Genomic DNA, 10,747 nt, shown 5'->3' with positions numbered 1-10,747 from the left:
CTGTCCATTCCGATTTTTAACAGGGGAAAACTCAAGGCCAGCTTGGAAGTGGCAGAGATCAATGAGAAGATTGCAGCCGCGCAATATGAACAGGCAATTCAGACAGCTTTTCAGGAGGTCGCCGATCAGTTGGCAGCCCGTGGTACCTACCAGGCGCAGCTGGATGCACAGAATGCCCTGGTCAAGGCCACCGGCCAGGCCTATGAGTTGTCGTCAGCACGCTACGACAGTGGGATTGATGACTTTCTTACAGTGCTTGACTCGCAACGTTCCCTGTTTTCTGCCCAGCAGGGGGCTGTAACCGTCAAGCAGGCGTACCTCTCCAACCTGGTCAGCCTGTATAAGGTACTTGGTGGCGGACAATTGTAGGTCTTGCATCTTTTCAGGTGTATACAGAAAAGCCCCTCAATCGGTTTGAGGGGCTTTTGCATTGAACTGCAAATGGAAGCTCTTTGCACAGGAACGAGTCTGAGGTATAGAGGGTTACATAATTGATTTGCCGAAAAGGGAGGCTGCAAGGGATACAGCCATTTCTCCTGATCGGTTACCCACATCCAGGATAGGATTGATTTCCATGATATCCAGTGAAAATAATTTGCCAGTATCTGCGATTGTTTCCATGATCAGCTGTCCTTCTCTATAGGTTAATCCCCCTCGGGACGGAGTGCCTACGCCCGGCGCTTCCATGGGGTCCATCACATCCATATCAAAACTGACATGAATACGCGGTTGGTATTTAAATTTGGCTAGAGTTCTTGTCAGTACACCATGCATACCTATTTCGTCTATATCACGCATGGTAAAGATGGTTATACCTGATTGCATGAGCAGTTGTTTCTCTTCACTGTCCAAATCTCGTACACCAATCAGCACCACCTGATCCGACGAGATTTTCGGGCCTGTTCTACCTAAATTGACAAGTTGTTTGGGCCCCCTTCCTAAGAGAACAGCCAGTCCCATTCCGTGTATATTGCAGCTGGACGATGTTTCCGGTGTGTTAAAGTCACCGTGAGCATCTATCCAGATTATCCCCACAGGTTGATTATGGGTTACTCCGCCAATGGTACCAATGGTGGCGCTGTGATCCCCACCGAGAAAAATCGGAACTTCTCCTTGCTCCACAGCCGTTTTTCCCATGATATAGGCTGTGTCACATGCCTGGGCAATATGTTTCAGGCGTTCGTTAAAGCCACTTTTTTTTAGGCAGTAAACCCCTGGAATCTCTATATTGCCACTGTCATATACGGTATATCCCAGACGGGTGAGTGCGCCATTAAGTCCGGCGTACCGAATTGCACTGGGGCCCATATCCACTCCACGTAGATTTTGGCCCAGGTCCATTGGAATACCTATAATGCGAATCTTTTTTTCATTCATGACAGATTTTGTTTGAGGTGATTCCTGAGATTGACGATAAAATCCTGGACATTGGTCAGGATGGCCTGTGCCTGAGCAGAACCGCGATTGGCCAGTTTATCGGCGCTGAATTCAGACATGTCCACAATATAAAAAAAGACAGGCCTGATGGTGCCGTCTTCCAACACTTTGTAGTTTGGAGTCATGTTGCCAAAGGCTATGGAATGGAGCTGAGTGGCCATGGTAATAACAGTTGTTGCCTTGCGTGCATGCTCACGCATACGATCCTGGGAATCATAGACATTGCTGATTATCTCTGGCATGGGGCCGTCATCGCGTATGGAACCGGCAAGAACATAGGGAATGTTATTGGTCTCACAGGCATACATTATACCATTTGTGATGCTCATGTTTTGGATGGCTTTTGCAATTGAGCCCGCTTTTCGAACCTCATTAAGTACATCAAGATGATTGTAATGGCCAAGCGGTTGCAACTCCTGGGTGTAGATGTTCTGGCCAAGGCCAGTTCCAAAACAGGATGCCTCGAGATCATGGGTGGCAAGGGCATTGCCGGCCATAAGAGCATGACAATATCCGTTTTCAATTAACCACTGCATTGCTATTCTACTGTCTTTGTCAAAAGCGACCGCCGGTCCAAGTACCCATACGATATATCCAGATTTACGGTCATGTTTGAGTATCTCGTAAAGGTTGTCATAAGAATGGGAGAAAGGGGTCTCCCGTGTTCCACGCGACCGGAAACTGAATTTATCCTGGGTAGCTGTTTGTATCGTGAAGCATTGGGCGTGGACATATATGCCTTCCTCACCATTTTCTGTCCTTCCCAGGACCACTTGATCTCCTTTTTTAAGTCTGCGAGCTTCCTTTACCTCAAGTTCAGTGTCTTTGAGCACAAGTACGGCATCCATCCTGCTTTCCCGGGCAAGCTTCCATTCCCCAGATGCCAGTTTGACATATTCTGGAAAGTTGGAAGTGGCATGATACCTCTCTGGTGCAATTCCATCTGCTGGTGCTGGCTTGAGTAATGCCGCAGGTGCGTTGGCAAAATGATCTTCGGCAAAATTCGGGGCTGTATAAGACAGTTCAAATGTCATAATGGCCTCAAGATATGGTGGGAGCGAATATTCATGGTGTTTCTTTGTTTAAAAGTGGCAGATAGATCCCTGGTGATAAAGGATACCCTCTAGGGGCAACTCCGTGTGGTCCTGTTCTATTTGGAAGTGAGGCATGACAAACAAGACAATTGCTCAGGCTTCCTGTGCGATTTTGCAGGGTTATGAATTTCAGTGAATCATTGGATTCCCTGCTCGGGGCGATGGCGTGGGGGCTATCATGACAACCGGCGCAATATATACCTCCGTGTCCCTTGGACATTCTGTATAGAGGTGCTGATTGGGCATATCCCGTCCCATGACATGCTGCAGAATCGCAACGGGGTTCGTTAAGCCATGGAGATGTATTTTTTGCAACCCGCTCCATGTTGCCATGGCAATCTATACAATCCATGCCATGTCTGGTGGCCATCACTCCCCGTAAACATTTGGTATTTGGGCCTGGATGGCAGAAATAGCAGCCGTCCATCGTTTGGGGAACTTTGTCTTTGTGCGCATCATGAATTGCATTGGAAAGATTGGGTAATCCTGCTATCCCTGAGGTGCCAAGCGCATTTGATGCATGGCATTTTGCACAAAGTACAGGTCGTTGCTGCATAAGTGGTGTTGCATACTCATCGTCATTTTCTTTGTCATGCAGGGTTAATATATTGGTTTCAACTCTACCGGTTGCAATATTTTCAACACCTCCATCATAGTGGCATCTGTCACAGTGCATTTCTGAAGATACCGGGGCAACAGTTTGTAGAGTAGCCAATACGGCATTGGTCGTGCTATTCCTGACCACTATTTGTGCAATTTGGTAGGGATATGCAATCGTTGGAGCACTATCCCTGTACTCTGTCAATGGTATTCCTTCCGCTACAAAGTGGTCGCCATGAAGATCCATTCTCCCTGAAAGCCCTTTTCCTGTAAGGCCGATATTAGCAGCTAGATTTACCCCAAAGAGTTTATTTTCATACTGCCAGAAATCAGATTTGCCAACAGAGTAGGTATTATCTGGAAAACTGTAGGTAACTGTAATCCCACCAGTTACTATCTGAGGTGGATTACCGACACGAATGACTTGAGCCCACAAAGTGTTATATGGGGGCAACACGGCAAGGTCTCTGAACGAGCTGTTGTAGCAATGCATGCCTAGATCGTTCCAGGCTAGTATTTTGTATTCAGCTCCTGGAGCTGGTTGATGTGCAAACAAGAGGGAAAAAGCGCAACAGGTAAAAAGTACGTATTTCATAAGTCCTCCGTTAGCAGATTTGCCTGGTATTACAGAGAAGATTTTGACCTAAACCCCGATTTCTCATTATTGCACATTGTTGTAACAATAGAGAGATCGAGGATGTAGCTGGAGTCTGATCTGGCTCTGATTGGTTTACCAAAAAAAACTGAAAAATAGGTATATATTTATTTTATAGCAGATAATTAGCTACTCGTATAGCCATTGGAGAGAGTATTTGTTCGGTACATGTGTTGAGATAGACACTTGTATCAAGACTCTGGGGGGGGGGTTGTGGATGATTATTTCTTCTGTCTATGGCTGCCGGCTGAGCAAGAGTGTAAGTGCTGGAACAACAGATCCTGTTCTCCGATTTTCAGCCTCCGACACGATTCGACGGATGCGGAACAGACCTGTAACATCACCACCATCACTGGTGAAATAGAGATTATTGTCATTGGCAAACAATACACCTGATGGACGGGCAAAGCGTGAACCATCGTTGCGTTGAAAACCTGTAACAAGGCTGTTCACTGAGAAGGGCTGGTTATTGTTAAAGTGAACCGTTGCCAGGAGGGGAGGGCGGCGTTGGCTGGCATCACCTCCATCCGGTACAGCCCATGAACCGTGTATGGCCACAACAGCATCACCATTCCGGGCTGTGCCAAGGGAAAAACCTGTGATAAAAGCAATACCTTGAGGCGTTGACCTGGCCGCAAATAAAGCAGCAGGTGGAGTTGCCTCAGAGGCTGGACGAGGTGGAGTGGAGGTCGTACACTGACCGTCTCTGAATGCTTCGTTGTAATACTGGTACCAAGGCATTCCGTGAAAGGAATTATTGGTCAGTTGGGCAAAAACTTCAGGTGGTTGATAAAATCCCAGATTATCCGGGCCGGCATTTGTTGCATAGAGCTGTTCTGTAATCGGGTGGAAGGCAAGGCCAATGGGGTTACGCAGACCGGAAGAGTAGGGCACCAGTATTGATGAGCTGCCTGATTCATCAAGGCGAAATACACCTCCACGGCGATGTTCGAAGTCATAGGTATTGGAAAGATATTCATTGGAGCAATTGTCGCTTATACCCAGTCCAATATAGAGATTGTTATCTGGCCCAACTATGATGGTACGGCTTGAATGGCCACCTGTTGCAGATGGAAGCGCTGTGAGAAGGGAAAAATCATTGCTGGTAAGTGTAGTGCTGAGTTCGTTGTAGTGAGCATACCAAACGCCTGCGGTTTCGGCAGCATACAGTATACCGTCCCTATAGGCTACGCTGTGAATGTAGCCGTTCATGGTAACCAGTACTGATACGTTGCTGTATGGGGGAGCACTCCGGTAAATGGTTCCTGTGCGTGAGCCTATCAACAGTTCATTTTGTGGTCCCTGGGTCAGAAACCGCGGTCGCTCAAGTGGAGCTATGAATTCAACGGTCAATCCTTCAGGAACTTGCAGATTAACGCTTTTTCCGGAGATTGTGAGTAGCTGAGCAAAAGATTCTCCCCTGTACAGGATGATACCTGAAAGCACAAGGCAAACACTGGTGAAGATATGGAGCAGATGGCGAGAAAGCATAAAATCACCTTATAATCAGCGTTAAAAAGAGTGATTCTCAATATCGATATTTGTAAGGCATGTCGTGGTATTGTCAATATTTTCTGGGTTGCTAATAGTCACGGTGTGGTACAGTTTTTTGTTGTAGCTTGTACTGCTGGTTATTGAGCCCATTCTTTAAAAATAGAGAGCCGAGTTGCAAAAACGCGTTGGTTTTATTAGATAAGATTTTGTCCTTTGTGCGTTTTAAATATGGGCGTGGGGTTTGTGGTTGAAGCATACTTTGTTGGGAAACTGAATGCCCTGTTATCCGGAAATATACATCAAATCAGGTGGGGACGGGTAAAAAGCCGTATCCGGCTATTTTAACCATTACAGAAAAATCCCCAGGGACACCTCGTTTGCACGGCCTGATGTAGTTTTCCGTAAACTCTGAAATCCGCTCAAATAACAATAGAAGGAGGTTTTTTTGTGAATCAGCATACTCCGGAACCGGAGTCTGAATCAAAAGGTAAACTGGCAGCAAAACTTAAAAAAGCAGAAAAAAAAGCCCGAGAAAAGGCGATTAAGGAACGTGAACAGTTCCGTGGGCTACAAATTCGCCCAACTGCATCATTTTTTGACGAAGCAGGAGCGCAGGAGCCAGGGGAAAATAATTGGCGTGCTCTTGGCTTTGATATTCACCCGCAGGTCACCATAATTTCTGTGCTGACCTTATCTATCTTTATTCTTTTAACCTTGCAATTCAAGGATCAGGCAGCAGCTATCTGCTCCCAGGCGTTGGCTTGGACCACAGCCTCTTTTGGCTGGTTCTTTATTCTATCAGCCAATATTTTTATTGGTGCGGCCGTATTTTTTGCCATCAGTAAGTACGGGCACATTCGTATTGGGGGAAGTAAGGCAAAACCTGAATTTTCAACCCCTGCCTGGTATGCCATGCTGCTCAGCGCAGGAATGGGAATTGGGCTCATGTTCTGGAGTGTGGGAGAGCCCATGTATCATTATGATTCTCCTTCTCCACTGTTTACTGGAGTACTGCCGCAGACTCCAGAGGCGGCCCAGGCTGCAATGGGGGTAACCTATTATCACTGGGGGCTTCATCCATGGGCCATCTACTCTATTGTTGCATTGGGGCTGGCTTTTTTTGCCTATAACCGTGGCTTGCCTCTGACCATTCGCTCAATTTTCTATCCTATTCTCGGTAACCACATATATGGGTTCTGGGGTAACCTGATTGACGTACTCTCGGTTCTTGCAACACTGATGGGGCTGGCCACGTCACTGGGACTTGGGGTGAAACAGGTTAATGCCGGGCTAAATTACCTGTTTAATGTAAGTATTAATACTGAGATACAGGTCATTCTGATTGCTGTTATTACAGCTATTGCAACCATCTCGGTTATTGCCGGTCTTGATCGTGGAGTCAAAAGGCTCAGTGAATGGAATATGGGTTTAGCCGCTCTATTTATGCTCTTTTTGCTTGTTGCCGGGCCAACAGTCTATATTCTAAGCGGTTTTACACAAAATCTTGGTTTTTATATTGAAAAGCTGGCACAACTCAGCCTGTGGACAGAAACTTTTCGGGATACCAATTGGCAAGGAAGTTGGACTGTATTTTATTGGGCCTGGTGGATATCCTGGTCTCCATTTGTAGGTATGTTTATAGCCAGAATCTCCAAAGGACGAACCGTAAGAGAATTCATTCTCGGGGTTATGATTATTCCTACCTTGCTCTCTTTTGTCTGGATGTCTGTATTTGGTGGTTCTGCCCTGTTTTTGCAAGGAAATGGTAGCGCAGACATTGTAGCAGCTGTGAAATCAGATGTCTCTACTGCAATGTTTGAAATGCTCAAGCATTTTCCGGCAACTTCTTTTCTCTCCATTATTGGTATTGTGTTGGTAACCGTGTTTTTTGTTACCTCTTCCGATTCCGGCTCATTGGTTGTGGATCATCTTACCTCTGGAGGGAAGTTGGATTCTCCGATTCCACAACGTATTTTCTGGGCTGTTATGGAAGGTGTGATTGCCGCAGTACTACTCCTTGGAGGAGGATTGAGTACTTTACAGACTGCTTCTGTTACAACAGGGTTGCCTTTTACCGTGGTGCTTTTGTTGGGTGTGTATTCTCTGTATATAGGGCTGGCTCAAGAGCTCTATGTGGAAGAGGCGGTTGAAAATAAATTGCAGGTGATTGAAGAAGAGCATCGCCTTGCAGAAGCCATAGCTTCCATGCACGATGAATTAAATGGCGAGAAAGAAAAGGCAAGTGAATAAATTCGGTAAGTTGATTTCACAGGGGCCTCAACGTAACGGGGCCCTTGTATTTTTCAAGATATAAGAGGCTACTTTCTCCTCCAAATGCCTTGTAGGCCTTCTGAACAAAGTATTCTATTCATTTTGTGTGATTCGTTCAATTACTGAATATGATTTTAGGGTCGCATCAACTATTCTCGCCTTGCTCTGGTAATCGGATAGCCATAGTGATGCGGAAAAATTATGTATTGTATGCCGGATTCGATGCAATAGTTTGGCATCAGGAGGATTGAGAGATAATGTGTCTGAGTGGTGCAAAAAATCTTGCTCCAAGCTTAGCGAGCGGGTATCGTTTTCTGCTTGATGCAACGGTTACCTATGGGAAGGCTGTTTTTCAGTCCTTCGCTGAGCAAGTAGTTACTTCTCACCCTCGCATATTCACCCGATGACCAAAAGACGACTTACCGATATTCCATTGAATACCTTTCGTTTTTTCGAGGCAGTTGCTCGACATCTGCATCTGAAAAATGCCGCTGAGGAATTGTGCGTGACCTACAGTGCGGTCAGTCACCAGATTAGATCCCTGGAAAGAGTTCTAGGGGTAACTCTTTTTAATCGAACAACAAAACCTCTGACCTTAACTCGTGAGGGAGTTCGTCTTTATAAAACGATTTCCGCTGTATTCGATGATCTCGATCGTGTAACTGCCGACCTGGTGGATACGGAAACTGCAGGGGAAATGCATATTTCATGTGCCCCATCCCTGGCTTTGACATGGCTTGTCCCTGCGTTGGGTCAACTGGTGGAAGAGTATCCTCACCTACAGCTTCACCTGACAACTGCTGCGCAACTCACCAGTCTTGAGCAAAAGTTAGATCTTGCCATCTGTTATGGCGAACCGAAGGAGCTACCCGGCTGGCGTATTGTCACAGTGGCTTATGCCAACCTTTTTCCAGTGGCGAGTCCGTCATTGCTGGCAACAGGTCAGGAGATTACTGCTCCTGAGGATCTGCTGCGGTTCACTCTGTTGCATGAAGATGATGGAACCTTCTGGACCCGATGGTTTACTTCTGCCGGGGTACAGCTCAGCGCCACGCCGCCCGGCCTTTTTCTCAGCAAGGCTCATCTGGCCATGACCGGAGCGCTTGAGGGGTATGGAGTAGCCATCATCGATTCCATTCTTGGCAAAAATGATGTGCAGTCCGGACGGCTGGTGCGATTGTTTGAGCATGTTGTGCCAATGCCGTACCCGTACTATCTTGTCGCTCCGGCAGAGGGTAAGATGGCCCCGGCTGCCAAGGCACTGGAAAATATGGTGCAAACGGCATTCAAAAAGTGGTGCCAACTGTGACTTTTTCTGGTGTCATTTCCCACAGTGTTTCATGATCCTTAATTGAAAAGGATGTTGGGCAGCCAGAGAATAATCTGGGGAAAATACAAGAACAGGGCCAATGCAAAGAACTGGATGATGACAAAGGGGATAACAGAGGCATAGATGTCGCTCATGGTCACGTCTTTTGGAGCAATCGACTTCATATAGAAGAGATTTATGCCGTACGGTGGTGTTATATATGCCATCTGCATGTTTACCACATAAAGGACGGCAAACCAAACCGGATCAAAGCCCAGCGCTTTGATTATGGGAATGTATATTGGCATGCAGAGGAACAAAATGGCAAGGTCGTCCAGAAACATGCCGAGAACGAAAAAACTCAATTGCATGCAGATGATGATTATCCAGGGACTCACATCAAGCCCGGTAATGGTTGCCTGGATCATTTGGGTTGCACCCAGTCCGGTATACACAGTGCTGAATACCACGGCCCCGATGATGATGAATGCGGTAAAGCTAGAAATGTTCAGGGTTCTCAGTGCAGAGTCCTTCACCATCTGCCAGGTGAGTGTACCGCGGACCGCTGCGCAGATCAATGCTCCTGTTGCACCGACAGCGGCGGCTTCCGTGGGAGAAGTAATACCGAAAAATATGCAGCCGAGAACGGAAAGGATGAGGATAGCAGGTAGAATCAATCCCTTGAGCGATATGAATTTTTCTTTCAGGTTGGCGCGCTCGTTGACCGGAATGGCTGGCCCCATGTTGGGCTGTAAAAAGCAGCGGATACCGATGTAAGACATGTAGAAAGCAGCCAGCATCAGTCCCGGAACGACACCACCGGCAAAAAGCCTGCCGACTGACTCTCCTGACAAGAAGGCATACATGATCATCATCATGCTTGGAGGGATGAGAAAACCCAGTGCCCCCCCGGCCTGGACCAGGCCAATGGCAATTTTCTTATCATACTTCTTTTCTAGCATTGCGGGAACGGCAATGACTCCCATGGAAATGGTAGCGGCTCCGCTTATCCCTACCATCGCCGCCATGATTGCGCATATAGCGACCGTGCCGATGCCCAGCCCACCGCGTACCCTGCCGGACCAAAGGTAGACGCTGTCAAAGAGATCTTTCGCTATCCCCGATTGGTGCAGAATGTATCCCATGAAGATAAATAGCGGAACGGCGATGAGAATAAAATTGTTGGCCACGTTCCACAAGGTAAAATAGACAAGGTCGATGGATGACGGGCCCCAGAGAAAAACAGTTGTGCAAAGACCCACTATCCCAAGGCAGAAAGAGATGGGGATCCCGGTGACCATCAGCAGGAGCATGCTGACAAACATGATGGCGGTAACGGCAAAAGGACTCATGACCATCGTTCTCCAGTTAAGGCAAAAGTGAGATTCTTGATAAAATCGCTGATTAATTGGAGCCAGAGCAGAGCAAGGCCGACGGCAAGAATGATTTTCCAATGGTATATGGGAGGTCCCCAGACCGACGGTGCATGTTCGGCGATGGTAAAGGATTCTACGGCGTAACGGATTGCGAGCCAGGTCATCACGCTGAAATAGAATGCGACAAGCGGGAAGGTACAGGCATCCACTATGGCTCTGTTTTTTTTCGACCAGCGGGTATAAAAAATATCCATGTTGACATGGGCTTTAGACAAGACGGCGTAGGCTCCACCTCCGATCATGTATGTACCGAAAACCATTGTTACGGCTTCAAGGGCCCATGAGGTTGGGCTGTTAAAAAGGTAGCGCGCGATCACCTCATACATCACAATGAATATCATCAGCAGCAACAGCATCGATAACAGGTTGGCCGACAGCAGGCTCATTCGGTCAATGATCCTGACTGTTATTTTCAGGGTGTTTTTCACAGCATTACTCCGTCTTGTCTGTA

Annotated in this window: 9 protein-coding genes; 3 read left to right on the top strand and 6 right to left on the bottom strand. The window is 47.1% G+C overall.

Annotation, left to right across the window (positions count from 1 at the left end; translation table 11 throughout):
* Positions 1-369: TolC family protein (locus G493_RS0108210; RefSeq protein ID WP_028579992.1), on the top strand; the 369-nt coding region annotated here is incomplete at its 5' end.
* Positions 370-483: 114 nt separating this feature from the next.
* Here the strand turns inward: G493_RS0108210 and rocF are convergent.
* The 4 genes from rocF to G493_RS28410 form a co-directional block, all read right to left on the bottom strand.
* On the bottom strand, positions 484-1,377 hold the full coding sequence (gene rocF / locus G493_RS0108205; protein WP_028579991.1) for an arginase: 894 nt from the start codon (positions 1,375-1,377) through the stop codon (positions 484-486).
* A complete protein-coding gene (locus G493_RS0108200; protein ID WP_028579990.1) occupies positions 1,374-2,471 on the bottom strand; it encodes a putative NPN-dependent ornithine cyclodeaminase in 1,098 nt (365 codons plus the stop codon). Before G493_RS0108200 ends, rocF begins: the two co-directional genes overlap by 4 nt.
* 31 nt (positions 2,472-2,502) lie before the next feature.
* Entirely contained in the window at positions 2,503-3,726 is a 1,224-nt protein-coding gene (locus G493_RS28415) for a cytochrome c3 family protein (RefSeq protein WP_051309134.1), read from the bottom strand.
* A 294-nt stretch (positions 3,727-4,020) separates the two neighbouring features.
* The gene (locus G493_RS28410; protein WP_051309133.1) at positions 4,021-5,277 is read right to left on the bottom strand and encodes a PQQ-dependent sugar dehydrogenase; all 1,257 of its coding nucleotides are present in this window, start codon (positions 5,275-5,277) and stop codon (positions 4,021-4,023) included.
* A gap of 450 nt (positions 5,278-5,727) precedes the next feature.
* On the opposite strand from G493_RS28410, the gene G493_RS0108185 reads away from it, so the two are divergent.
* Together G493_RS0108185 and G493_RS28405 are read left to right on the top strand one after the other, a co-directional pair.
* Positions 5,728-7,530: a BCCT family transporter gene (locus G493_RS0108185; RefSeq protein ID WP_028579989.1), complete on the top strand. Its 1,803-nt coding sequence runs from the start codon at positions 5,728-5,730 to the stop codon at positions 7,528-7,530.
* A gap of 424 nt (positions 7,531-7,954) precedes the next feature.
* On the top strand, positions 7,955-8,860 hold the full coding sequence (locus G493_RS28405; protein WP_051309132.1) for a LysR substrate-binding domain-containing protein: 906 nt from the start codon (positions 7,955-7,957) through the stop codon (positions 8,858-8,860).
* A 38-nt stretch (positions 8,861-8,898) separates the two neighbouring features.
* Here G493_RS28405 and G493_RS0108170 read toward each other — a convergent pair whose 3' ends face one another.
* Together G493_RS0108170 and G493_RS0108165 are read right to left on the bottom strand one after the other, a co-directional pair.
* A complete protein-coding gene (locus G493_RS0108170) occupies positions 8,899-10,212 on the bottom strand; it encodes a TRAP transporter large permease (RefSeq protein WP_028579988.1) in 1,314 nt (437 codons plus the stop codon).
* Positions 10,209-10,724: a TRAP transporter small permease subunit gene (locus G493_RS0108165; protein ID WP_051309130.1), complete on the bottom strand. Its 516-nt coding sequence runs from the start codon at positions 10,722-10,724 to the stop codon at positions 10,209-10,211. The genes G493_RS0108170 and G493_RS0108165 overlap by 4 nt, the downstream gene beginning before the upstream one ends.
* Positions 10,725-10,747 lie beyond the last annotated feature (23 nt).

This window comes from Desulfogranum japonicum DSM 18378, from assembly GCF_000429945.1.
GTDB classification, from domain to species: Bacteria; Desulfobacterota; Desulfobulbia; order Desulfobulbales; family Desulfobulbaceae; genus Desulfogranum; species Desulfogranum japonicum.
This window is presented reverse-complemented; position numbering and strand designations above follow the sequence as displayed.

Coding starts and splice junctions, on each gene's coding strand:
- G493_RS0108200 (WP_028579990.1), bottom strand. CDS start 2,471: ATGACATTTGAACTGTCTTATACAGCCCCGAATTTTGCCGAAGATCAT.
- G493_RS28415 (WP_051309134.1), bottom strand. CDS start 3,726: ATGAAATACGTACTTTTTACCTGTTGCGCTTTTTCCCTCTTGTTTGCA.
- G493_RS28405 (WP_051309132.1), top strand. CDS start 7,955: ATGACCAAAAGACGACTTACCGATATTCCATTGAATACCTTTCGTTTT.
- G493_RS28410 (WP_051309133.1), bottom strand. CDS start 5,277: ATGCTTTCTCGCCATCTGCTCCATATCTTCACCAGTGTTTGCCTTGTG.
- G493_RS0108170 (WP_028579988.1), bottom strand. CDS start 10,212: ATGAGTCCTTTTGCCGTTACCGCCATCATGTTTGTCAGCATGCTCCTG.
- rocF (WP_028579991.1), bottom strand. CDS start 1,377: ATGAATGAAAAAAAGATTCGCATTATAGGTATTCCAATGGACCTGGGC.